The organism is Sporacetigenium mesophilum DSM 16796 (genome assembly GCF_059569055.1).
In genome coordinates this window covers 1-24,150 of record NZ_JCANUR010000009.1, presented here as the reverse complement: position 1 = coordinate 24,150, position 24,150 = coordinate 1, and the positions used below count along the sequence as shown (strand labels likewise).

Here is a 24,150-nt window from a genome sequence, read left to right as displayed (position 1 = left end):
TGAAGAATAGTGATATTAATAGAGGGTAGTTATGAAAAAAATTATATATCCAAACAAAACAATAGAGGATATACAAAGCATAGCAGATGAATGTATTGATTGTAAACTTTGTATGAAGGAATGTGTGATGTTAAATGATTTTTGTTCATCACCAAAGCACTTATTTAAAGATATATTAGATAAAGAAGGGAACGTTGACCCTAAAATACCATTTTCATGTAATATGTGTAAACAATGTACAATAACATGTCCAAAAGATCTTAAGATTGGTGAAGCATTTATGGATATGAGAAAAGAAATAACTAAAGCAAATAATGGAAAATCACCAATGTCAGGACATAAAGCAATAGATATGCATCAAACATTGAGTTTTTCTAAAGTGTTTAACACAGCAGTGACAGACAAAAGAGAAACAGACATTAAAAGGGTATTTATACCTGGATGTTCACTGCCATCATACAATCCAAAGGCAGTAGGACAAATACTTGATTATTTGCAAAGTGTTTATCCAGGAACATCTGCAATACTTAAATGTTGTGGAAAACCAACAAAGGCAATAGGACAAACTGAACTTTTTAAAGAAAGATATGCTGATTTACAAGCTGAAATAGATAAATTAGATGCAGATGAAATAATAGTTGCTTGTCAAAATTGTTATAATATTATAAGTGAAAATAGTCCTAACCAAAAGGTTAGATCATTATGGCAAATACTACCTGAAATAGGACTTCCAGAAGGTGCTAAAGGAAAAGGTAAAGGTAGTGATATTACTATTGCTATACACGATGCATGTCCAACAAGGGAAGTAAGTAGTATCCATGACGGTATAAGATGGATAATGAATGAGTTAGAATATGAAGTTGAAGAACTACGTTATTCAAGAGAAAATACTAAGTGCTGTGGTTTTGGGGGTATGATAGTTCCAGCTAATCCAGAATTAGCTCAAAGGGTAATGAATAGGGTAACAGAAGAAGTTAAATCTGATTACATGGTAACTTACTGTGCTTCTTGCAAAGAAGCAATGGAAAGAGGAGGTAAGAAATCAGTTCATATACTGGATTTAATATTTGGCGAACAATACAACTCTAAATCTCAGTGGCCAGAATCTCCAGGAAATGTTTTAATAAGCTGGATGAACAGATATGCTTCTAAACAAGAGATAAAAAAAAGAAAAATAAACAACGCGAAAATTCGTTAAAATTCACATAGATAAGAGTAAATATAGGGCTAATTGGAATAATTTTTTCTTTACTAGGTTCTGATAGAATCTAAACATTACCTACTTCTATTATTAGATAGGGAATTTAAACGACATATACATACTTTACAACTATAAATACTTTAATTCTTATGTTATTATTAATTGGTGTAATTTCTATATTTTATATTGAAAATATAGCAAAAATATTTAATATAAGAAATTAGATATTTATGTAGTATTAGGAGGGTAAAAATTTATGAAAAATATAAAAAAATCGACTATTGTTAAAATAGGAATAGCAGTAGCTGCAGTACTTGTATACTTTTTTGTTAAACCTGTTAACAATGGTATTAATGAAATAGTTTCTTTGTTTAGTAAAGTTGATGTAGAAGTTATAAAGGAATATATATTATCTTTTGGTATGTGGGCACCTATTATTTCATTTTTGTTAATGGTATTTCAATCTATTGCAGCACCATTACCAGCATTTTTACTTACATTTGCAAATGCTGGACTTTTTGGATGGGTAAATGGGGCGATACTTTCATGGACTAGTGCTATGGCAGGTTCTATACTTTGTTTTTATATTGCGAGATTTTACGGAAGAACAGCTGTAGAGAAGCTTACAAGTAAGTTTGCATTAGATGGTATAGATAAGTTCTTTGATAAATATGGAAAGTATGCAATACTTATAGCAAGATTACTACCGTTCATGTCTTTTGATTTAGTGAGCTATGCAGCTGGATTAACATCAATGAGCTTTTGGTCATTTTTCTGGGCAACAGGTCTAGGACAGTTACCTGCTACAATAGTGTACTCTTATGTTGGAGGTATGTTAGTAGGAGGAGTTAAAACTTTTGTAACTGGACTTTTAATATTATTCTCAGTAAGTGTAATGGCATTCTTGCTTAAAAAGATTTGGAACGAAAAAAACAAGAAATAATACTAATACATTTAGAAAACTTTAAAATATTAAACAACCAAAAGGGATTGTTTCAATTGAAACAATCCCTTTTTATTTCTTAACAACACTCTTCTAATGTAAATTTATATTCTTTTACACCATCAATAGAATTTACTACATTTGTATAACCTAGTCTTTCTAATTTCTTAGCAACTTCACTACTCTTAGTACCAGAATTGCAGTATAAAGCTATAGTTTTGTCCTTTGGTAATTTATCAAGGTTCGCTTCTATAGTATTAAGTGGAATATTTATAGCTCCCTCAATCATTCCTTCGTCTTCAGCTTGTTTTTCCTCTCTAACATCCACTAAAACTATATCAGTATTTTCATCTATAAGCTTTTGGAAAGTAGCTCCTCTTACATCAGAGTACTTAACTAAATCATATTTGAAATTTTTTACACCTTCAGCATTAGTTACATCTTTAAATCCATTATTCACTAGAATTTCTGCAACTTGTCCACTTTTTTTGCCTGAGTTACAGTAAGTTATAATTGGAGATTCTTTTAAATCTTCAATCTCATCAAGTCTATCTTCCAAACTATCAACATTCATATTAATAGCATTTTGAATATGGCCTTCCTTATATTCTTCAGGAGAGCGCACATCTATAATTAAAAACTTATCTTTTTCTTTTCCAGAATTTTGTTTTACAAGTTCTTCTCCTGTCATAGTTTTTATTTCTGATGATTTTACTGTTTCTACTGATTCTGTAGTATTTGTTTTTTTAGCCTCTTCTTGTTTTGCTGAACAACCAATCATCAATGACATTGATAACACACCTACTGCAAATATAGTAGTCATTTTGAAACTTATCTTCATTATTTTCTTCCTCCAAATTTCCCTAAAATGTATTATCTAAACCTAATTCCAGTATACATTACATAATATTGTTTTTATGATTGGACTTATCTATAGAGTTCTGATTTGTTATTTTATTTTTCTATATATAAGTATCAATATTAATTGACATGAACATAATAATAGTGTACTATGTAAATATAACAGTGTAACTGAGGAGGTGATTATATGGAATTTAATACTAGAATTCCTATTTATCTACAAATCATAGATAAAATAAAGAAAGATATTATATTAGAAAAAATAAATAAAGGAGAAAAATTACCTTCTGTTAGAAGTATGGCAGCTGATTTAAAAGTTAATGTAAATACAATGCAAAGAGTGTATCAAGAACTAGAGAGAGAGGGAGTTACTTATACACAAAGAGGAATAGGTTCTTTTATAACTGAAGATGAAGAAGTTATACAAAATATAAAAAGTGACTTAGCAAATGGACTTTTAGAAAGCTTTACAAATGGGATGAAGGAACTAGGGTATTCAAATGAAAAAATATTAAACTATGTTAATAAATACTTAAAGGAGGACTAATATGGAATTATTAGAAGCTAAAAATATAACAAAAAAATATATAAATAAAAAAGCCTTAGATAATTTAAGTTTATCTATAGAACAAGGAAAAATATACGGACTATTAGGACCCAATGGAAGTGGAAAAACAACACTTATGAAGATGATATCAGGTCTTAGTTATCCAACTAGCGGTAGTATTGAAATTAACAATGAAAAAATTGGAACTAACACTAAGAAAATAGTTTCATATATGCCAACAAGCAATAATATTCCAAAATGGATGAAAATAGAGCAGTGTATAAAATACTACGAAGATATGTACAGTGATTTTGATAAAAACAAAGCTATTGAAATGATAGATTTTATGGGAATTAATATAAAGCAAAAAATATCAGATTTATCAACTGGTATGTTAGGGAGATTAAGACTTAGTTTAACTTTTTCTAGGAATGCAAAATTATATGTATTAGATGAACCGTTAAATGGAATTGACCCTATATCTAGAGAAAAGATTATGGAGTCAATACTTAATATTTGTGATGATGAAAGCACTATAATAATTTCAAGTCATTTGGTAAAAGAATTAGAGACTATAATAGATGAGGCAATATTTATTGATAAAGGGACTGTAGCATTAAAGGGAAATGCAGAGGATTTAAGGGTAGAAAGAAGTATGTCTATAGATGAGATATATAGGGAGGTTTATAAAGATGTTTAAGATAATCAAATATGATTGGATGAGTAGATGGAAGTTTTTCTTAGGGGCAATAGCAGTTGCCATAATATTAAATATAGATATTATGAGAAGAATACTTACAGAAGATAGTAGCGAGCCATCGATGTTTACATTCATTTTATTTATGTCAGCATTTGCAATGGCTGTAATTTTAGGTGTTGATCATATAAGAAGAATGTATACAAATTTATTTACAGAAGAAGGCCAATTTTTATTTTTAACTCCTTTAACTGGATATGAAATTTTAGTAGGAAAATTATCGGCTATTATAGCTGAATGTTTAGGGATATTATTACTAGTGGGGTTATTTGGATTTATAGATTATCAAATGTTAGCAAATAAATTCCCTCAAATATCTTTATATAGTGCAATTCCTACTGAATATATACCTGAGATGTTTAAAGGATTATTATTAATTTTAATTGGATATATAATTTTTTTACTTACAGTATACTTATCTATGGCTTTGACAAAAAGTATATTTTCTAATGTAAGATATGGCAAGTTATTGTCATTTATATTCTTTATTATAATATCAAATGTTACTGCATATATAAGTGGGTTATTTTTAAAGTTTCCAACTGATATGTTTGTTATGGAACTTAATAAAATACCTAGCATTTATATTTTATTAAATCTAATTATGGCTGCTATACTATTTACAGCTACAGGATATTTACTAGATAAGAAAATAAATTTATAAAAGTAATTACAAAATACTTCATTTATAGTGGAGTATTTTTTTTGTTGAATTTAGAATATAATAATACTATTGATTATAAAAATAGGGGGGATAATGTGGGCAAAAAATATTATATGTTAATAATATCATTAATATCAATATTACTACTTATAGTAGGGTGTAATGTTGCAGATGACAAACAACCTAATAATGAAGCTGAAAAAGAAAGACCTGTAGTAGACCCAATAAAGGAAAATATAAAAACAATGACGTTAGAAGAAAAAATAGGCCAAATGGTAATAGTAGGCCTTGATAGTTATAATGTAGATGAAAATACTGTAGATATGATACAAAATAAAAAAGTAGGTGGATTTATTTTATTTAAGAAAAATGTAAAAGATACAGGACAGTTACTTAATCTAGTAAACTCTCTGAAAGAAAATAATTCAAATAATAATATACCTTTATTTATATCTATAGACGAAGAAGGTGGAAAAGTTAGCAGAGTTCCAGATGAGTTTAAAAATCTTCCTACAAATAGAGAAATAGGAAAATTAAACAATAAAGATTATTCTTATGAAATAGGTAATGTTTTAGCTATGCAATTAAATGCATTTGGAATAAATATGGATTTTGCACCAGTATTAGATGTAAATACAAACCCAAACAACCCTGTAATAGGTAATAGATCATTTGGAAGTGATCCTAATACTGTAAGTGATTTAGGGATTGCAACAATGAAAGGTATTAAAAATAAAGGCGTTATTCCTGTTGTAAAGCATTTTCCAGGTCATGGAGATACATCAGTAGATTCTCATATAGGATTGCCTTCTATAGACAATGATTTAGATAGATTAAAGGAAGTTGAACTTGTTCCATTCAAAAATGCAATAAAAAATGAAGCGGATGTAGTAATGGTTGCGCATATATTAATGACAAAATTAGATTCTAATTATCCAGCTTCCATGTCCAAGAATGTAATAAGTGATATATTAAGAGATGATTTAAATTTTGATGGAGTTGTAATAACTGATGATATGACTATGGGTGCTATTTTAAAAAATTATAGTATAAATGATGCAGCTATAAAATCTGTAAATGCTGGGTCTGATATTATATTAGTTTGTCATAACAATGATAATCAAATTAATGCCATAAATAGTCTTATACAGGCAGTAAAAGATGGAGAAATTCCAGAAGAAAGAATAAATGAAAGTGTGTATAGAATTTTAAAGTTAAAAGACAAATATAATATAAATGGTGAAATAATAAACTCAGTAGATGTAGATAATATAAATTATAATATAAATAAAGTTTTGGACACTTACACAAATAAATAAACATAAAAAAGATATGTTAATATAGCATATCTTTTTTTATGTTGAAAAATGTTAAGTTAATGTTAAATTTATTATAAAATGTTAAAAATGTTAAAAAAGTGTTATATAATCTTTAAGGAATTAAATTTATTTTAAATTAGATTTTAGTTATATATAAGCTAGTATTATCTGGACAAGTATAAATCTATTGTAGGAGGAAAATAACAATGTTATTTAAAAACAAGGGAAAAGATAAATTATTCATAATGATTTTAGAACAAGCAGAGGTTGTAAAGGAAGCTTCTAAATACTTTTTTGATTTTAAAATAAAAGAAAGCAATGACTTAGAAGAACTTTACAATAATATAAAGAGCTATGAAAAAAAAGGTGATGAAATAGTTCATGAAATTACTAAAGAACTTCATCAATCATTAATAACTCCTATAGAAAGAGAAGATATACTTCATCTTGCTAACAGCATGGATAATATACTTAATGGGCTTGAACAATGTGCAGCTCGTCTTGAAATGTATGATTTACACCAAGTTACTGAAGAAATGGTTGCATTTAGCGGACATATAAACAGTTGTGGTATAGAGATATTTAAATGCATAGAACTACTTTCAGAAAAGAAATTACCTAATATGATGAGTCATATAGTAAAAATAAAAGAACACGAGACTGCATCAGACCTTCTTGAGAGACAAGGTATAAAGAAGCTTTTTGTTGAAAGCAAAGATGATGCAATAAAAATAATACAGTACAAATCAATATACCAAACACTTGAAAGTACTGTAGATAAATTTAAGAATGTATCTAAAGTTTTAGAAACAATAATAATGAAAAACGCATAAGGGGGTAATTATGGATAGCGCATTAATAGTAATAATTTTAACTGTAATTTTAGCCCTAGCTTTTGACTTTATAAATGGATTCCATGATACTGCTAATGCAGTTGCTACAGCAGTTTCAACTAGAGCTTTAAAGTTAAAAACGGCAATTTATTTAGCTGCACTAATGAACTTTTTAGGAGCTATTGCATTTACAGGTGTTGCAAAGACTATTGCAAAAGATATAGTTAATCCATACTCAATTGCAAATGGTTCATATGTAATTTTAGCAGCATTAATTTCTGCAATAGTATGGAATCTACTTACATGGTATTACGGAATTCCAAGCTCATCGTCACATACATTGATAGGTTCTATTGTAGGAGCTGCAATTGCTGCTTCTGGATTTGACATAATACACTATGATGGGTTTTTTAAGATTTTGAAAGCACTTATTACATCTCCAATTTTAGCATTTGTAGTTGGATACATTGTACTTTCTATACTTAAAGAAATATTTAAAAAATCTAATATATTTAAAACTAATAATGGATTTAGAAGGCTACAAATATTAACTGTTGCAATACAGTCTTTTTCACACGGTACAAATGATGCACAAAAATCAATGGGTATTATAACAATGGCATTAGCTACAACAGGTTTTTATAGCGGAGACGCAATTCCATTTTGGGTACAACTTTCATGTGCTATAGCTATGGCTCTTGGAACTTCAATTGGTGGGTGGAGAATTATAAAAACTGTTGGAACACAAATTATGAAAATTAGACCTATAAGTGGAGTTGCTGCAGACTTATCTTCGGCTATAGTAATATTTGGAGCATCACAAGTTGGTCTTCCTGTAAGTACAACTCACGTTATATCATCTGCAATAATGGGTGTAGGTACTGCTTATAGACCAAGAGCTGTAAAATGGGATACAGGTAAAAAAATGCTTATTACATGGGTAATTACATTGCCTATATCAGCTTTGTTTGCAGCATTAATTTATTGGTTAATTAATATTTTATTTTTATAAAAAGACGAGGAACTACGACACTGTAGTTCCTTTTTTAATTTCCAACTGCTAAACTTGAGCAACGGACCTGTTTTTCAAGGTCGTTGGCGACATGAGTGAAGCGAATTTTTATTTTTTAAAAAATGATTTAAATCACATAGTAAAATTTAATAATTGTATATAATAATACTAATATAAATTTGAAAGGGGATATTAATTTGAACTCAATAGAAATAATGATGAAAGAACACGAAGATATAAAAAGAGTACTTAGTGCAGTTAGAAAATTATGTATAAATATATTAGATACAAAAGATGTAAATTATGAAGCTTTTGATATGGCAATTGACTTTATAAGAAATTACGCAGATAAGCACCACCATAGTAAAGAAGAAGAAATATTATTTAAAAAGATGATAAAAGAGTTACCACATACAGAAAGTCCTATACTTGGAATGTATTCAGAGCATGACTTAGGAAGGTTATACATTGGTAATTTAGAAGAGTCATTAAAAAGAGTAAAAGAAGGAGACTTAGATTCAAAAGTAGATATAATAGGTAGTGCTATGGCTTATGCAGATTTATTAACTAGACATATTCACAAGGAAGACAGTGCTATATATAAATTTGCTGAAAAACAATTAAGTGAAAGTGCTCTAAAAGAAATAGAAGAAAGATGTAGTGAAGTTGAAAATAGCGCTTGTGAAAACAAGGTACAAGATAAATATATAAAAATTATAGAAACATTAGAACAAATGATTTAATAAAATTTAGGTTAAAAAGGGGCTACTTTAAAAAGTAGTCCCTATTTTAGTGATAATATATTATAATTAAAATATATGGATAATTATGTTAATTTAATAATAATATTATTAATGCATATTAAACTAAAAGAGGTGATTAAATGATAGAGGTCAAGGGGCTAAGTAAAAGTTTTAAGTCGGTAAATGCAGTAGACAACATAAGCTTTAAAGTTAATAATGGAGAAATAGTAGGACTTCTTGGAGAAAATGGAGCAGGAAAGACTACTACATTAAGGATGTTAGCTACTATGCTAAAATCAACTAATGGAACTGCTATTATTAATGAATATGATATAAATAAAGACTCTAGTAAAGTTAGAAAAGAAGTTGGAATACTATTTGGAGGAGAAGTTGGACTTTACGATAGATTAACAGCTTTTGAAAATATAATGTACTTTGCCCAGTTAAACGGGATTAACAAAGAAGAAGCAACAAAATACATAGATTATCTTGCTGATATACTAGGAATGAAAGAATATATAAATAGAAGGGTAGGGAAATTTTCTAGAGGTATGAAGCAAAAGGTAGCTATAGCTAGAAGTATAGTACATAATCCTTCTGTAATGTTATTTGATGAACCTACTATAGGGCTGGATGTATCGTCTATTAAAATAGTTCAGGACTTTATATTAAGATGTAAAAAAGAGGGAAAAGCAATATTATTTTCAAGTCATAGTATGAATGAAGTTGAAAAATTATGTGATAGAATAATAATAATTAACAAAGGGAAATTAGTAGAATCAGGAACCTCAAATTATTTAAAAGAAAAGTATAATAATGATAATTTAGAAGATATATTTATGATGTTAGTAGGTGATAAAAATGAATAGTATAACTTCTATAGTACTAAAAAAAGAATTAAAAGATTTATTTAGAGATAAAAAAACATTGATAATGGGAGTTTTAATACCTTTACTTTTGATTCCAGCTATGTTTTATGTAATGGATAAAAGTATGAGTAGTTTTATGGAAGATGCAGAAAAAAGTATAAAAATAGGAATACAAGATGAAAGTAATGGATCATTTGGAGAGTTTATAAAAACACAAAAAAATATAGATATAAAAAAATCTAATGATTTTGAAGAAGATGTAAAAAACGGAGACATAGATGTTGCTATAAAAATACCTAAGAATTTTGAAGAAAACTTACAAAAAGAAAAGCAGTCAGAACTTACATTAATTTATGATAATTCAAGTCAATCATCATCAACTGCTTTTAATTTTATTAATTCTTATGTAGATGCTTATTCTAAGGAAATAGTAAAAGTAAGATTACAACAAAAAAATATTGATGAATCACTACTAACACCTATAGTAGTCAAGGAAAAAACTTCTGTAGATTCAGGTAAAGGTGAAGGCATAGTAATGTTATCTTCAATGTTACCTATGTTTTTAATTATATACAGTGTAACAGGACCACTTGCAGCTGCAACAGATTTAGGAGCAGGAGAAAAGGAAAGAGGAACTTTAGAACCCCTTTTATCTACTCAAGCTGGAAGATTGTCATTACTTTGGGGTAAGTTCTTGGCTATAACTGTTATGGGAATTATAGCCTCAGCTGCATTTATAGTGGGACTTCTTATTGCAATGAATAAAAGTAAAACTGTATTTGGCGGAGATATATCAGGAATTAATTTCTCATTAGAATCACTAGTTATTATAGGGATAATTTGTATATTAATTACAATGGTATTTGGAGCAATAGAGTTGGCTATTAGTATATATTCTAGAAGCTTTAAAGAAGCCCAAACTTATCTATCTCCAATTACTATAATAGCCTTTATACCAGCATATGCTACATTTATGTTAGATCCTAAAAATATAGATTTAATATACTTTAATATTCCTGTTGTAAATGCTATAGCATTAATAAAAGAGGCTATTGCAGGTATTTTTGATCCGATGCATATACTACTTACATTTGGATGGTTGTTAATTTATATAATAATATCTATTTTATTTGCCAGATATATGTTTAATAGAGAAGATGTTATATTTAGAACTTAATAAAGAATAATAGAGAACCTATATAGATAAAATACTATATAGGTTTTTAAATTACAAAAACTTTATGAAGCAAATAAGGAGGGGTATTGTGATTATAGATTTTATAAAAGATTTGAATCACGTACAACAAGCGCTATTAGCTACTTTATTTACATGGTTTGTAACTGCGCTTGGATCGGTAATAGTGTTTTTCTTTAAAAATATAAATAAGAAATTAATGGATGGTATGATGGGATTTGCAGCAGGAGTAATGATAGCAGCAAGCTTTTGGTCGCTTTTGGCTCCATCTATAAAAATGTCTGAACAAGGGCCTCTACCATCTTGGATACCACCAGCTATAGGATTTTTAGCTGGGGGGGGATTTTTATATGCTGTAAATAAATTTCTTCCGCATTTACACATAGGTCATGAAAAAGCAGAAGGTATGGAAAGTGGTTTGCATAGAAGTATACTTTTAGTTCTAGCTGTAACACTTCACAATATACCAGAAGGATTGGCTGTGGGAGTTGCATTTGGAGCTATAGGTGCAGGTCTTGAATCAGCATCTCTAGCAGGTGCAATAGCATTAGCTATAGGGATAGGACTACAAAACTTTCCAGAAGGAGCAGCGGTTTCAATGCCATTGAGGCGCGAAGGTCTGTCTAGGACAAGAAGCTTCTTATACGGTCAAGCATCTGGAATAGTAGAACCTATAGCGGGTGTATTAGGAGCTTTATTAGTTGTACAAATACAATCTATACTTCCGTATGCCTTAGCATTTGCAGCAGGTTCGATGATATTTGTAGTAGTTGAAGAACTTATACCGGAGTCACAACTTGATAAAAATGCAGATTTAGCTACATTATGTACGTTATTTGGATTTACTATAATGATGATATTAGATGTTGCCTTAGGTTAAAAGATTGTATAGAATATGGATGTTTTGTCAACTATTACTATGAGGTGATTTATATGCTTTATAAAAAAGACATTACTATTCAGATAGCTATATTTACTATTTTATTATTTTTAATAATGACTTTAAGTTTTTATAGCTTGACTAAACCTGCAAGAACTATTGAAAAAGATATTAATGATATAGAAAAGAATCTAGTTCTAGAAAATTGGGATGAAATAGAAAATCATATAAATGATATAGATAAAAAATGGAGGCAAAGTGAATTTATACTTAGAATAATAAATACAACAGAAAGTATAGATAAATTTGAAGAAAATTTAAGCCAAGCTACTATTCTTACAAAACATAAAGAGGATGACTTAATAGAATATATAGCACCTTTAAGAGATACTACGAGAGTAATAACAAAGATCATACCTAATCAATAAAGGAGTGATAAAATGATAGGTATATTAGCTTATATATGTAAAGGAACAATTGTTTTTATTTTTACTTATCTTTTTTTAAGACTTTTATCTAACAAGTCTATGGTTCACATGGCACCCTATGAAATAGCAGGACTTATGATTTTCTCAAACGTAGCAGCGCAACCTTTTCTTACAGAATCGTTAACAACAACGATTATAGGTCTATGTGTATTAATAATTTTAACAGTTGCTTTAGCTAAGCTTTCACTTATAAATAAACTTACAACAATATTAGAAGATATTCCAACTATTTTAATAAATAATGGTCAAATAGATATGAAAGCACTTAGAAAATCTGATTTAAGTTTAAATGAATTATTAGGATTATTAAGACAACAAGGATATGACAGTCTAAGAGATATAGATTATGCTATATTAGAGCCCCAAGGTCAAATTTCTGTTTTTGCTAAACCTGAAAACAGACCTGTTACTATAAAAGATTTAAACTTAAAAAAAGGACCATCAGGAATAACAGTACCTTTGATAATTGACGGAGATATAATATATGTAAATTTAAATCACACTAATTATAATAAGGATAGATTGATAAAGGAATTAAAAAATAAGGGAATTAAAAATATTAAAGATGTTGCATTAGCTGAATTAGAATCATCTGGTAATCTTACAATATTTAAAAAGGATAAAGTATCTACATAATATAAAAAAACGCCGTTTAGAATTTATAAACGGCGTTTTTTTATAATTATTGTATATTATTTCTACCTGTCATTTGATTTTGAATCATTTTAAGTATTTTTCTACCTGTACTAACCTTAGGATAGTCAAATTGGGTATATTGTTTATCGTGGTCAGGTAACCCTATTTCGTTAGCAATTTCTAGATTCATTTTATCTAAATCTTTTTTAGAATTTACATTAACTTTATTACTTTGAGCTTTAACATGAGCCTTATTACGCGGATATTTATGTTTTTTATTTGGCATAAAAACCACCTTTCCTTAATCATAGTAAACTTAATATTACAATTCTACTAATATTATGTGTAGCAAACTTAATTAATATAAGGTGATTTTTATCATACAAAATTTAAAACACTGCTATTCCAAGTACTACTAAAAAAACAACTGTCAAAATGCCCATAGCCGAATAAACTATTCTTGCATCTCTTTTCATTTTTTTGTCATCCATGAATATACCCTCACCCTCATTGTAATTTTTTTGAATTTTATTAAAATAATATATTTGAGTAATTATATAATTTTTAAATTAGCAATATTACTTTTTAACATAAAATTCACGTAAAATTAACAATGGGTAAAGGTAGTTATTCTAACGTGTCTGCTTTCATAGAGTATTCTAAAATAATATCTAAATACTTATTAATTTCCTTTTCAATTTTTAATTTTTCAATTTGTAATTCCTTTATTTTTTGTCTAATTTGTCTTATATCTTTTCTAGAATTAAATTTCTGAAGATAAGTGTATGCATTTTCTGCAGAGGTAACATAGATACCACTTTTTTCAGATACCTTTACTATATCCATGTCTTGAAGTAATGAAACAGATCTTCTTATAGTTTCTGGAGATACGTTGTATTTACTAGAAAGAGTAGATCTTCCTTTTAATTTATCTCCAACCTTAAACTCACCAGTATGAATCTTGTTTGCTATATCAGCTGCTATTTTTATATATCTTGGAATATCTTGATTTTCCATATAAATTCTCCTTAAAACCTAATCTATAAATATAAAAATTATTATATCAAAAAAAATGCCCAAATATATAAGATTTTACAAATAAGTTTTTGTGTGCTATAATGAATTTAACGTAACTGACATATTCGGAAAATTTGAAAGTTGTTACATTGAGTCTTTATTGCTTTTTATATATTTTTATAAAGCAATAGTCTACGCTATACACGTCAATATACTTATGAAAATCTATACTTTTCAACATATTATAATTCAGTGTCTTATCTATAATTTTATATTAATAAAAAAATCGCATATCTAATATATGTGTTAATTTTAATAAATTTTTTACAAGGGGGTTTTATAATTGATTAAATTTGAAAACATAAAGAAAAGTTTTAAAGGTAAGGTTGTAATGGAAAACTTAAATCTTGAGATAAAGAAAGGTGAGTTTGTAGTTTTAATAGGTGAAAGTGGCTGTGGTAAAACTACAACTATGAAGATGATAAATAAACTACTAAATCCTACAGAGGGTAAGGTTTATATTGAAGGAAAAGATATATCTAAAATAAATCCTATAGAACTTCGTAGAAACATAGGATATGTTATACAAAAGGCCGGTCTATTTCCCCACATGAATGTTGGTGAGAACATAGAATTAATTCCGTTATTAAAAGATTGGTCTATAGAAGATAGAAAACAAAGAGCAAAAGAACTTCTTGATTTAGTTGGATTACCTGCTAATGAATATTATGATAGATACCCTCATGAATTAAGTGGAGGACAGCAACAAAGGATAGGTATCGCTAGAGCACTTGCAGCTGACCCAGATATTATTTTAATGGACGAGCCATTTTCAGCACTTGACCCTATTACTAGAGAACAGTTGCAAGATGAGATGGTTAGATTACAAGAAGAATTAGGCAAAACAATAGTATTAGTTTCACATGATATGGATGAGGCTATAAAATTAGCAGATAAAATTGCTGTTATGAGTGAAGGAAATATAATTCAATTTGATTCACCTGAGGAAATTTTAATGAATCCAGTAAATGAATTTGTAGAAAATTTTGTTGGAAAAGATAGATTATGGAGACAGCCTGATTTAGTTCAAGCTAAAGACATAATGATAAGAAATTACCCAAAGGTATTTCAAAGAAGTGGTATAGCTAAGGCTGTAGAAGTAATGAAGGAGAAAAAAACAGACTTTTTAGTTGTAATAAATAAAGATGGATATTATGAAGGATTTTTAACACGAAAAGAATTAAAAAATGCAGATCCTAAATCCAAAGTTATGGATATAAAAGATAATTCAATAGAAACAGTTGATGAATCTTTGAATATGGTAGAGGTTATAGAAATAATGAAAAATAGACATGCAAAATTTGTACCTGTTGTAAACAGTGAAAATATGTTTATGGGGGTTATAACAAAGAGTAGTTTATTAAATATGATATCGGATTTAATTGTCATAGATTAATTGAGGGGGTTGATGCTTAGTGGTTTTAAATTATATGTTAAGTAATATAAATTTAATTATGGAGAAGTTATTGCAACATATGCAAATAACTTTAAGTGCGGTATTAATCGCAATTATAGTAGGTATACCTTTGGGAATTTTAGTTTCTAAAAGTGAAAAATATGGAAAATTTATATTAGGAGTTGCAAATATATTTCAGACAATACCGAGTTTAGCTTTGTTTGGATTTATAATACCACTACCTTTAATAGGGGGTATAGGTTATAAACCTGCAATACTAGTTCTGTTTTTATATGCGCTTCTACCTATAATAAAGAATACTTATATAGGTATTAAAAGTGTAGATGACTCAGTTGTAGAGGCAGCAAAAGGTATGGGGATGACCCCTAGACAAAGATTATTTATGGTAATACTTCCTTTAGCATTCCCAATAATAATGGGGGGGATTAGAGTTGCCACAGTTATAAATATAGGAACTGCAACTATTGCTTCATTAATAGGAGCAGGTGGACTTGGAGATTTTATATTTAGAGGAATATCTATGAGTGATACAGGGATAATATTAGCTGGGGCTATCCCAACTACAATATTAGCTTTAACAGTAGATTATTTACTAGGATTAATTGAAACAAAACTTCCAATAGGATCTCTTGGAAAACTAATTACAAATAAAAAGATTATGAAAAGAGCAGCAGTTGTAGTTGTTGTACCAATAATAATTTTAGGTTTTATAGCATTTTCTAAATCTTTTGTAAAAGATGAAACAATAATTATAGGAACTAAAAATTTTACAGAATCTAGATTAATGGGATATGTTTTATCTGAGTATATTGAAAAAAATACTGATTTAAAAACAGAAGTAGTTGAATTAGGAGGAACACTTCCTGCATTTAAAGCACTTCAAGAAAAAGATATAGACATGTATGTAGAATATACAGGAACTGGATATGTAACACTTCTAAAGAAAGAAGGGGAAATACCAGAATCTCAAAAATTATACGATATAGTCAAAAAAGAATTCGATAATAAGTATAATCTAAGTTGGTTAAACCCACTAGGTTTTAATAACACGTATACATTATCAATAAAAAAAGAAACAGCAGAAAAATACAATATAAAGACTTTTTCAGACTTAGCGAAAGTATCTGATGAATTTGTATTAGGAGCAACAGCAGAAATACTAGAACGTCCAGATGGATTTCCAGGACTACAAAAGTTATATGGATTTAATTTTAAAGATATAAAGTCATTAGATGCTGGGCTTAGATATAATGCTATATCAGATAATCAGGTTCAAGTAATAGATGCATTTGCAACAGACGGTAAATTAAAGGAATTAGGCCTTGTTGTACTTGAAGATGATAAAAACTTCTTTCCACCATACTATGCAGCTCCTTTAGTAAATAATGAAACACTAAAGGAAAATGATGAATTAAAAGGAATACTAGAAAAATTAAATGATATTTTAGTAGACGAAGAAATGCAAGAATATAATTATAGAGTAGACACAAAGAAAGAAGAGTTAAGAAAAGTAGCACAAGATTTATTAAAAAGTAAAAACTTAATAGACTAGAAAAAAGGTTATATTGAATAAAAATTCAATATAACCTTTTTTTGAGTTAGGATAATTTTTATACATATAATTTGCCTTCTATACGTCTTTCATATGGAGTCCACGAATTAGGTCTAGTATCTTTAGTTATAATTCCTATTTTATTTAATGTAGCATCTACATAGTCTGCAAAATGAACAATATACGATTCTTCTAATTTTGGAGGTTGAGGAGATCCATATTCTACCTTACCATGATGCTGTACTATACAACCTTTAATTCTCTCCATAAAATTTTCGCTATATAAGCTAGGATTTTCTTTAAAAGCCATTTCAAGCATTGTTACACCTATTACTATATGGCCTTCCATAGATCCCTTTAATGTATATGTAAATGCGCCATCATAGGTCATTTCTTCAATTTTTCCTATATCGTGAAGTTTAGCACCTAAAATTGCTATTTCTTTGTTTCTAGCATCATATCTATATGCCATGGTTTTGCTTAAATACATAACATTTAATGTATGTTCAGCTAGTCCTCCTATATAGTTGTGATGTTGACTTACTCCACCTATAGCTCTTTTAAACTTATCTACAAAATCATTATTTTTAAAAAAATAATCGTTTAAAGCTATAGCTTCTGGGGTTTTAAATTCTTCTTCAGATATTTGTTCTATTTCATTCATAATATCTTCTACAGGTCTTTCAACGTTAGGTAAATAATCTTCAATATTGTAATCTGTTAATTTATTTGATTTATCAGCAGTGAAATTACTTTTATAAGTTCCTTTAATATTTATAATATCTCCTAAACCATACTCTCTTTGCTCATCGGGTATACTTGCCTTAAACTCACCAGTTTTATCTCCTATAATTCCAATTAGATTATTTTCTTCTCTTGTAAATATTTTCTTTATCATAAAACTAGTGTTTACACTTTGTCCAGACTTTAAATCCTTAGCAAATACCTTTTTCATAAAATACACATCCTTCTTTTAAATGAGTAATAATATATAGTTTTTACATAAATCTTTTTAATTATTATTTAAAATTTAGGTTAAAAATAGATTGGGTGGTGTATATTTAAAATAGTTATTAATAATTGAAAGGATAAGAATATGGAAAATGTAAAAAAAATAATTAAATATATAAAGCCATATAAATTTATTGCAATTGTAGGACCTTTATTTATGGTACTTGAAGTCTTTATGGACTTACTTCAACCAAAAATAATGCAAAATATTATAGATATAGGTATAGCGAATAATGACTTAAATTATGTGATGATAAACGGTGCTATTATGATATTAGTTGCATTTATAGGCCTATTAGGAGGCCTTATGTGTATATATTTATCAACTAAAACAGCTATAAATACAGCTACAGATATAAGAAGAGATTTATATAACAAAATCCAAAGTTTTTCTAGTAGAAATATAGATAAGTTTCAAAGCGGAAAATTAATAACTATACTAACAAGTGATGTGAATAGTATACAACTTGCAACTATGATGTTATTAAGATCTATGGTAAGATCTCCATTATTGTTTATTGGAAGTATAATAATGGTTTTAATAAGCTCGTATAGCTTATCTCCTATACTTATTATAGTAGTACCTTTCTTAGGATTATCATTATTTTTTATAATAAAAAAATCTGGAAATCTCTTTAAAAGTGTTCAAGAAGCTATAGATAATGTAAACAACATAATGCAAGAGAACTTATCTGGAATTAGAGTTATAAAAGCATTTGTAAGATGGAAGTATGAGATAAATAAGTTCGATAAATCCAATGACAATTTAACAAAGGTAAATATAGATGCGAATCAGGTTATGTCTATATTGTTACCTATCATTATGCTTTCTGTGAATTTGGGAATAGTTGCAGCTCTTTGGCTTGGAGGTATAAATGTAAACAACGGAGTTATTGAAATAGGACAATTAGGTGCATTTCTAAATTATCTTATTCAAATTTTGTCATCTTTAATGACTTTTGGCATGATATTAGTTCATATAACTAGAGCTTTTCCTTCAATTAATAGAATTAGTGAAGTATTAGAAACAAAAGCTGAAATTGTAGATAGTGTAGACTGGGCAAAACTAAAACATATAAAAGGAAATGTTGAATTTAAAAATGTTTCTTTTAGTTATAACAAAAATGATGAAATGGTTTTAAATGATATATCATTTAAGGTTAACATAGGTGAGAAGATAGGAATAATAGGCCCTACAGGAAGTGGAAAATCCACTTTAGCAAAATTAATACCAAGGCTCTATGATGTAGATAAAGGTGAAATACTAGTAGATAATATAAATACAAAAAAAATAAATCTAAAATTATTGAGAAAATCCATAGGGTTTGTTCCTCAAAAAGCTTTATTATTTTCTAAAAGCATAGAAGAAAATATTTTATATGGCAAAGAAAATGCAACTTTTGAAGATTTAGAGATAGCGGCAAAAGACTCATGTTCAATGGAGTTTATATCAAGCTTTGATGATAAATTCAAACATAAACTAAATCAAAAGGCAACAAATTTATCGGGAGGCCAAAAACAAAGATTATCAATAGCTAGAGCATTTATAAGAAAGCCAGCTATACTAATATTAGATGATTCTACTAGCGCAGTAGATGCAAAATCTGAAGAATTAATAGTAAATAAACTAAACAAAAGCTACAAGAATACAACTACATTTATAATATCTTCAAAAATATCATCTATAATAGACGCAGATAAAATACTTGTACTTGATGATGGCAAATTAGTAGGAATTGGGAAGCATAAAGAACTAATAAAAAATTGCAATGTATATAAAGAGATATACCTTTCTCAAGGTGGAAAGGAGGAATCTTATGAAAATTAACAATACAAAAGATACATTAAATAGAATATGGAAGTACTTAAAGAAACAAAAAACTGCGCTTGTTTTAGTTGTAGGTATAGTAATAATAACTTCTATTTTAAGTCTTTTAGCTCCTTATTTAATGGGATTAGCAATTGATAATATACTAAACAAAGATATAGATAAAACATTGAAAACTCTAATTATGCTTTTATCTGTGTTTTTATTAAATTCGTTTTTTACATGGATGCAAACATATATTATGGTTATAGTATCTCAAAACACTATAAGAGATATAAGAAAAGATTTATTTTCAAAATTTCAAGAGTTATCATTAAGGTTCTTCGATAAACATAATCAAGGAGATCTTATGAGTCGAGTTACTAATGATATAGATAATATAAATGCAGCACTTACACAAAGTGTAGTAACAATTATGTCTATATTAATTTCTGTTGTTGGTATAGTAATTGTTATGTTTTATTTAAATTGGATAATGGCAATTACAAGTTTGATTACTATACCACTTATAGTACTAATAACAAAATTAGTAGGAAACTATACTAAAAAGGCATTTGAAAAAAGGCAAAAGTATTTAGGTGATCTAAATGGATATATAGAAGAAACTATAAGTGGAACAGAAATAATAACATTGTTTGGAAAAGAAGAAGATGTATTAGATGAATTTATAGCTAAAAATAATTATCTAAAGGAGTCATCCCTTAAGTCAGAAATATTATCAGGTATTATTCATCCATTAATGAACTTTGTAAACAACTTAGGATTTGGTGTAGTTGTACTTGTAGGTGGATACTTGACACTAAATGGAGCTGCTACCATAGGAACAATAACAAGCTTTGTAAATTATTCAAGGGAAATAGCAAAACCTCTAAACCAAGTTGCTACATTATATAATACTATATTAGCAGCTATAGCAGGTTCAGAGAGAGTATTTGAAATAATGGATGAGGTTGTTGATATAGTCGATAAAAAATATGCAAAAGAAGTAAATGAATTAAAAGGTGACGTTGAATTTAAAGATGTATCATTTGGATATGATGAAAATAAAATAATTCTTAAAAATATAAAGTTACATGCAAAACCTGGCCAAACTATAGCATTAGTAGGGCCAACAGGTTCTGGAAAAACAACTATAATAAATTTATTAACTCGTTTCTATGATATATATAGTGGAGAAATAAAAATAGATGGTTTAAATATAAAAGATTATAAAGTTGATTCACTAAGAAAAAATATAGGTATAGTTCTTCAAGATACTTACCTTTTTTCAGGTACTATAAAAGATAACATAAGATATGGTAGGCTTGATGCAACTGATAATGAAGTAATAGAAGCTGCAAAACTTGCAAATGCACATTCATTTATAAAACATTTACCTAATAAATATAATAGTGTAATAAGTTCACAAGGAGATAACTTAAGTCATGGCCAAAGGCAACTTATATCTATTGCGAGAGCTATATTATCAAATCCAGATATATTAATTCTTGATGAAGCTACAAGTAATATAGATACTAGAACAGAGCTTCAGATTCAAAGTGGACTTAACAATCTTATGAAGGGAAGAACTAGTTTTGTAATAGCCCATCGACTTAAAACTATAGAAATGGCAGATAAGATATTAGTTATAAAAAATGGAGAAGTAATAGAACAAGGAAACCACAATAGTCTTTTAGATAAAAAAGGTTTTTATTATGAACTTTATATATCACAATTTAAGATATAAAATTCACTTCGTTCATGTCGCCAACGACCTTGAAAAACAGGTCCGTTGCTCAAAATTAGTAGTTGAAAATCATAAAAAAAGTGGGGTTAAGCCCACTTTTTTATGATTAATCCTAAAAATATAGTAATTAAATAAGAACCGTTTATTAATGCAAAGTTTTTCACAGAACAAACAAAAGTATCTTTTTTTGTTTGTTTGTCCATAAACTTATTAATATTTTCTCTTACTGGTTTAAAAGTTAATAAAACTAGCAGTGAAGTCAATGGATTTATTCCTAGTATAGTAAGTAATATAATTGAAATATATGAAATATAAAATAGAGATTTCCAAATTAACAATGATTTTTCTTTACCAATATAAATAGGTAGAGTATATCTTTTGTTTTCTATATCATCTTCTATATCACATATGTTATTACCTAACATAATATTTCCTATACATAGAGTAGGAGGTATAGCTAAAATAAAAATTATAATAGATTCCCAAAAACTAAAAGTAAACGATATTGTTTCTAGAGAAAATTTAATATCTATAACTTCATTAGTTGTAGTTTGTATTAATATTGCTATAAGTGGGATTAAAAATCCCATAAATATTCCTGAAAACAATTCGCCAAACGGTGTTCTAGATATTGGAATTGGGCCAAATGAATAACTTACTGCAACTAAAAATGATATAGCACCAAGGGATAATACTATTATACTTGTTCTAAACACTAATAATATACCAAATGTTATAGCTATTAATATAAGACCTATTATTATAGATAAAGCAGTTTTTTCTTTTATATTGTACTTAACCATTGCATTATGCTCTTCATATCCATATCCGTGTTCTTTAATTGCATTCTTATAATCCATAAAGTTATTTAGTGCAGTGGTTGCCATATCTATTGAAATCAATGAAATAAACATAATAAAGAAATTTACTAAACTGAATTTATTATATCGATATACAGCAAAAGCTGTTCCTAAAAGAAATGGTATTACACTTGCAAGTTTTGTCTGTATTTCTACTAGTCTAAAAAAGCTTTGGATACTCATTTTATCTCTCCTAACTTGTGATTTAAATTATCCCCTATATATTATACATCAATTTAACATAAAAAAAGCAGCATATTTATAATGCTGCTTGTAAGCCTGTAGACATAGTAATATTAGTTATCTGTATTAAGTTTTTGTTCTACAAATGTAGAATCTTTATCTATTTTAAGAATAGAAACTAATTTAGAATCTTTTAGGATGCTCTTAAATAAAGGATAACCTATAATTGTAACAACCACAAATTCTCCAAATGCTATTTGAAGAGCTGTTATCCAAAATGGCCAGTTAACTAGGAAATAAAGTTCTAGTCCTATAATTATAGCGTTCATTATAGTAGGCCATAAAGATGAAATAAGTAAGTTTTTAGATTTACTTATAAGATAAACACTTAAAAAAGTTGCAAAACTACCTACTATAACATCTGTAAGACCAAAAGGACTAAAGAAATTAGATATTATACATCCTAAAACTAAACCAGGAATATAAAGTGGATCTATAAAAGCAAGCAAAGTTAAAATTTCAGAAAATCTAAATTGTATAGGTCCATAACTAAGTGGAGCAATAAATATTGTCAATACAGCATATAATGCTGCTACTATTCCTATTCTAGCTAATTTATTTACATTAAGTTTCATTATTATTACCTCCAATCACAAAAACTTTGTTTTGTACTAATTTCAAAAACAAAAAACTGCCATAAGCTAAGCTATGGCAGCAAAAGTAAAGCCATAGGATACACCTATGGCTAGCTAATTTTATACTAAAAATGCTTGCCGTAGTTTTATTTAAAGACAGGAGGCTTACGAACTGTCTTTTTTATTAAAATGTCTTTTTACATTTTAACAACTACTATAAATATAGTCAATACATTATAAATTTATAAAAATATAGGTAATTTTTAAAATATTATTCACTTGTAACTTACGTTACAGAAAAGCATAGCAAATTGATATATATTATATACATAAGCTATGACAAATTAAAAAAGAAAACAGGGAGGAAATCAATAATGTTTGGATTATTTAAAAATAAAAAAGAAGAAACTACAAATACAACTGCTACACCAATAAAGGTAGAGCCAAACCCAATGTTCTGTTATCAATGTGAACAAACACCAGCTCAAGGATGTACTAAAGTTGGTATATGTGGTAAAAACCCAGATATAGCTAGTTTACAAGATATAATGATATTTGGTCTTAAAGGGGTTGCAGCATACGCTACTCATGCTAAAGAGTTAGGATACGTTGATGAAGAAGTTAACGCAATAACTCAAGAAGCTTTATATACAACACTTACAAACTCAAACTTCAATTTAGAAGAACATATAAACATGACATTAAAAGTTGGTACTGCAACGGTTAAAATAATGGATGTACTAGATAGAGCACATACTTCATATTTAGGAACACCAACACCTGTTACAATATCTCAAGATAAAGTAGAAGGTCACTGTATATTAGTTACAGGACATAACTTATATGCTCTTAAAGCATTATTAGAGCAAACAGAAGGAAAAGGAATAAACGTATATACTCACTCAGAAATGAT

At 28.0% G+C, this 24,150-nt stretch carries 25 protein-coding genes; 19 read left to right on the top strand and 6 right to left on the bottom strand.

The window, feature by feature from the left end; all coding sequences use genetic code 11:
- The first annotated feature begins 31 nt into the window (after positions 1–31).
- Both BS62_RS08690 and BS62_RS08685 read left to right on the top strand, forming a co-directional pair.
- Positions 32–1,198 (top strand): (Fe-S)-binding protein, encoded by a 1,167-nt coding sequence (locus BS62_RS08690; RefSeq protein ID WP_496490875.1) that lies wholly within the window; start codon positions 32–34, stop codon positions 1,196–1,198.
- A 259-nt stretch (positions 1,199–1,457) separates the two neighbouring features.
- Complete coding sequence (locus tag BS62_RS08685; protein WP_496490874.1) at positions 1,458–2,144, top strand: TVP38/TMEM64 family protein; 687 nt, start codon at positions 1,458–1,460, stop codon at positions 2,142–2,144.
- A gap of 79 nt (positions 2,145–2,223) precedes the next feature.
- On the opposite strand, the gene BS62_RS08680 is transcribed toward BS62_RS08685, so the two are convergent.
- Positions 2,224–2,985, bottom strand: a complete 762-nt coding sequence (locus BS62_RS08680) for a rhodanese-like domain-containing protein (RefSeq protein ID WP_496490873.1) — start codon at positions 2,983–2,985, stop codon at positions 2,224–2,226.
- A gap of 207 nt (positions 2,986–3,192) precedes the next feature.
- Here BS62_RS08680 and BS62_RS08675 point away from each other — a divergent pair, with 207 nt between their 5' ends.
- From BS62_RS08675 to BS62_RS08620, 12 genes are all read left to right on the top strand, one after another.
- A complete protein-coding gene (locus BS62_RS08675; protein ID WP_496490872.1) occupies positions 3,193–3,552 on the top strand; it encodes a GntR family transcriptional regulator in 360 nt (119 codons plus the stop codon).
- A 1-nt stretch (position 3,553) separates the two neighbouring features.
- On the top strand, positions 3,554–4,252 hold the full coding sequence (locus tag BS62_RS08670; protein ID WP_496490871.1) for an ABC transporter ATP-binding protein: 699 nt from the start codon (positions 3,554–3,556) through the stop codon (positions 4,250–4,252).
- Positions 4,245–4,973 carry a hypothetical protein gene (locus BS62_RS08665; protein WP_496490870.1) on the top strand — a complete coding sequence of 243 codons (729 nt, stop codon included), beginning with the start codon at positions 4,245–4,247 and terminating at the stop codon, positions 4,971–4,973. The genes BS62_RS08670 and BS62_RS08665 overlap by 8 nt, the downstream gene beginning before the upstream one ends.
- 95 nt (positions 4,974–5,068) lie before the next feature.
- A complete protein-coding gene (gene nagZ / locus BS62_RS08660) occupies positions 5,069–6,292 on the top strand; it encodes a beta-N-acetylhexosaminidase (RefSeq protein WP_496490869.1) in 1,224 nt (407 codons plus the stop codon).
- 206 nt (positions 6,293–6,498) lie between these two features.
- A complete protein-coding gene (locus BS62_RS08655) occupies positions 6,499–7,125 on the top strand; it encodes a DUF47 domain-containing protein (RefSeq protein WP_496490868.1) in 627 nt (208 codons plus the stop codon).
- A 10-nt stretch (positions 7,126–7,135) separates the two neighbouring features.
- The gene (locus BS62_RS08650; RefSeq protein ID WP_496490867.1) at positions 7,136–8,137 is read left to right on the top strand and encodes an inorganic phosphate transporter; all 1,002 of its coding nucleotides are present in this window, start codon (positions 7,136–7,138) and stop codon (positions 8,135–8,137) included.
- Between the two features lie 197 nt (positions 8,138–8,334).
- The gene (locus BS62_RS08645; RefSeq protein WP_496490866.1) at positions 8,335–8,880 is read left to right on the top strand and encodes a hemerythrin domain-containing protein; all 546 of its coding nucleotides are present in this window, start codon (positions 8,335–8,337) and stop codon (positions 8,878–8,880) included.
- A 140-nt stretch (positions 8,881–9,020) separates the two neighbouring features.
- On the top strand, positions 9,021–9,749 hold the full coding sequence (locus tag BS62_RS08640) for an ABC transporter ATP-binding protein (protein WP_496490865.1): 729 nt from the start codon (positions 9,021–9,023) through the stop codon (positions 9,747–9,749).
- Positions 9,742–10,926: an ABC transporter permease gene (locus tag BS62_RS08635; protein ID WP_496490864.1), complete on the top strand. Its 1,185-nt coding sequence runs from the start codon at positions 9,742–9,744 to the stop codon at positions 10,924–10,926. Before BS62_RS08640 ends, BS62_RS08635 begins: the two co-directional genes overlap by 8 nt.
- An 88-nt stretch (positions 10,927–11,014) precedes the next feature.
- On the top strand, positions 11,015–11,824 hold the full coding sequence (locus tag BS62_RS08630) for a ZIP family metal transporter (protein ID WP_496490863.1): 810 nt from the start codon (positions 11,015–11,017) through the stop codon (positions 11,822–11,824).
- A gap of 53 nt (positions 11,825–11,877) precedes the next feature.
- Positions 11,878–12,252 (top strand): DUF4363 family protein, encoded by a 375-nt coding sequence (locus tag BS62_RS08625; protein WP_496490862.1) that lies wholly within the window; start codon positions 11,878–11,880, stop codon positions 12,250–12,252.
- A 12-nt stretch (positions 12,253–12,264) separates the two neighbouring features.
- Positions 12,265–12,948 carry a YetF domain-containing protein gene (locus tag BS62_RS08620; protein WP_496490861.1) on the top strand — a complete coding sequence of 228 codons (684 nt, stop codon included), beginning with the start codon at positions 12,265–12,267 and terminating at the stop codon, positions 12,946–12,948.
- 46 nt (positions 12,949–12,994) lie between these two features.
- Here the strand turns inward: BS62_RS08620 and BS62_RS08615 are convergent, their stop codons facing one another.
- Both BS62_RS08615 and BS62_RS08610 read right to left on the bottom strand, forming a co-directional pair.
- Positions 12,995–13,234, bottom strand: coding sequence for a hypothetical protein (locus tag BS62_RS08615; RefSeq protein ID WP_496490860.1), 240 nt, complete (start codon positions 13,232–13,234; stop codon positions 12,995–12,997).
- A gap of 341 nt (positions 13,235–13,575) precedes the next feature.
- Positions 13,576–13,965, bottom strand: a complete 390-nt coding sequence (locus BS62_RS08610) for a GntR family transcriptional regulator (RefSeq protein ID WP_496490859.1) — start codon at positions 13,963–13,965, stop codon at positions 13,576–13,578.
- A 343-nt stretch (positions 13,966–14,308) separates the two neighbouring features.
- Here BS62_RS08610 and BS62_RS08605 point away from each other — a divergent pair, with 343 nt between their 5' ends.
- Together BS62_RS08605 and BS62_RS08600 are read left to right on the top strand one after the other, a co-directional pair.
- The gene (locus tag BS62_RS08605; RefSeq protein ID WP_496490858.1) at positions 14,309–15,421 is read left to right on the top strand and encodes an ABC transporter ATP-binding protein; all 1,113 of its coding nucleotides are present in this window, start codon (positions 14,309–14,311) and stop codon (positions 15,419–15,421) included.
- Positions 15,422–15,440: 19 nt separating this feature from the next.
- Positions 15,441–16,994 carry a glycine betaine ABC transporter substrate-binding protein gene (locus BS62_RS08600; RefSeq protein WP_496490857.1) on the top strand — a complete coding sequence of 518 codons (1,554 nt, stop codon included), beginning with the start codon at positions 15,441–15,443 and terminating at the stop codon, positions 16,992–16,994.
- Positions 16,995–17,052: 58 nt separating this feature from the next.
- Here BS62_RS08600 and BS62_RS08595 read toward each other — a convergent pair whose 3' ends face one another.
- Positions 17,053–17,949 (bottom strand): HD domain-containing protein, encoded by an 897-nt coding sequence (locus tag BS62_RS08595; RefSeq protein ID WP_496490856.1) that lies wholly within the window; start codon positions 17,947–17,949, stop codon positions 17,053–17,055.
- A gap of 141 nt (positions 17,950–18,090) precedes the next feature.
- Here BS62_RS08595 and BS62_RS08590 point away from each other — a divergent pair, with 141 nt between their 5' ends.
- Together BS62_RS08590 and BS62_RS08585 are read left to right on the top strand one after the other, a co-directional pair.
- Positions 18,091–19,833 (top strand): ABC transporter ATP-binding protein, encoded by a 1,743-nt coding sequence (locus BS62_RS08590; RefSeq protein ID WP_496490855.1) that lies wholly within the window; start codon positions 18,091–18,093, stop codon positions 19,831–19,833.
- Complete coding sequence (locus tag BS62_RS08585) at positions 19,823–21,559, top strand: ABC transporter ATP-binding protein (RefSeq protein ID WP_496490854.1); 1,737 nt, start codon at positions 19,823–19,825, stop codon at positions 21,557–21,559. The genes BS62_RS08590 and BS62_RS08585 overlap by 11 nt, the downstream gene beginning before the upstream one ends.
- An 86-nt stretch (positions 21,560–21,645) precedes the next feature.
- Here BS62_RS08585 and BS62_RS08580 read toward each other — a convergent pair whose 3' ends face one another.
- Together BS62_RS08580 and BS62_RS08575 are read right to left on the bottom strand one after the other, a co-directional pair.
- Positions 21,646–22,602 carry a 1,4-dihydroxy-2-naphthoate polyprenyltransferase gene (locus BS62_RS08580; RefSeq protein ID WP_496490853.1) on the bottom strand — a complete coding sequence of 319 codons (957 nt, stop codon included), beginning with the start codon at positions 22,600–22,602 and terminating at the stop codon, positions 21,646–21,648.
- Positions 22,603–22,715: 113 nt separating this feature from the next.
- Entirely contained in the window at positions 22,716–23,237 is a 522-nt protein-coding gene (locus tag BS62_RS08575) for a QueT transporter family protein (protein ID WP_496490852.1), read from the bottom strand.
- Positions 23,238–23,611: 374 nt separating this feature from the next.
- Between BS62_RS08575 and BS62_RS08570 the strand changes: the two genes are divergently transcribed.
- Positions 23,612–24,150 (top strand): anaerobic carbon-monoxide dehydrogenase catalytic subunit (locus tag BS62_RS08570; protein WP_496490851.1); only part of this gene is annotated, 539 nt, incomplete at its 3' end.

Coding starts and splice junctions, on each gene's coding strand:
- BS62_RS08625 (WP_496490862.1), top strand. CDS start 11,878: ATGCTTTATAAAAAAGACATTACTATTCAGATAGCTATATTTACTATT.
- BS62_RS08635 (WP_496490864.1), top strand. CDS start 9,742: ATGAATAGTATAACTTCTATAGTACTAAAAAAAGAATTAAAAGATTTA.
- BS62_RS08650 (WP_496490867.1), top strand. CDS start 7,136: ATGGATAGCGCATTAATAGTAATAATTTTAACTGTAATTTTAGCCCTA.
- BS62_RS08585 (WP_496490854.1), top strand. CDS start 19,823: ATGAAAATTAACAATACAAAAGATACATTAAATAGAATATGGAAGTAC.
- BS62_RS08580 (WP_496490853.1), bottom strand. CDS start 22,602: ATGAGTATCCAAAGCTTTTTTAGACTAGTAGAAATACAGACAAAACTT.
- BS62_RS08610 (WP_496490859.1), bottom strand. CDS start 13,965: ATGGAAAATCAAGATATTCCAAGATATATAAAAATAGCAGCTGATATA.
- BS62_RS08655 (WP_496490868.1), top strand. CDS start 6,499: ATGTTATTTAAAAACAAGGGAAAAGATAAATTATTCATAATGATTTTA.
- BS62_RS08575 (WP_496490852.1), bottom strand. CDS start 23,237: ATGAAACTTAATGTAAATAAATTAGCTAGAATAGGAATAGTAGCAGCA.
- BS62_RS08690 (WP_496490875.1), top strand. CDS start 32: ATGAAAAAAATTATATATCCAAACAAAACAATAGAGGATATACAAAGC.
- BS62_RS08590 (WP_496490855.1), top strand. CDS start 18,091: ATGGAAAATGTAAAAAAAATAATTAAATATATAAAGCCATATAAATTT.
- BS62_RS08620 (WP_496490861.1), top strand. CDS start 12,265: ATGATAGGTATATTAGCTTATATATGTAAAGGAACAATTGTTTTTATT.
- BS62_RS08675 (WP_496490872.1), top strand. CDS start 3,193: ATGGAATTTAATACTAGAATTCCTATTTATCTACAAATCATAGATAAA.
- BS62_RS08670 (WP_496490871.1), top strand. CDS start 3,554: ATGGAATTATTAGAAGCTAAAAATATAACAAAAAAATATATAAATAAA.
- BS62_RS08685 (WP_496490874.1), top strand. CDS start 1,458: ATGAAAAATATAAAAAAATCGACTATTGTTAAAATAGGAATAGCAGTA.
- BS62_RS08595 (WP_496490856.1), bottom strand. CDS start 17,949: ATGAAAAAGGTATTTGCTAAGGATTTAAAGTCTGGACAAAGTGTAAAC.
- BS62_RS08640 (WP_496490865.1), top strand. CDS start 9,021: ATGATAGAGGTCAAGGGGCTAAGTAAAAGTTTTAAGTCGGTAAATGCA.
- BS62_RS08615 (WP_496490860.1), bottom strand. CDS start 13,234: ATGCCAAATAAAAAACATAAATATCCGCGTAATAAGGCTCATGTTAAA.
- BS62_RS08680 (WP_496490873.1), bottom strand. CDS start 2,985: ATGAAGATAAGTTTCAAAATGACTACTATATTTGCAGTAGGTGTGTTA.
- BS62_RS08665 (WP_496490870.1), top strand. CDS start 4,245: ATGTTTAAGATAATCAAATATGATTGGATGAGTAGATGGAAGTTTTTC.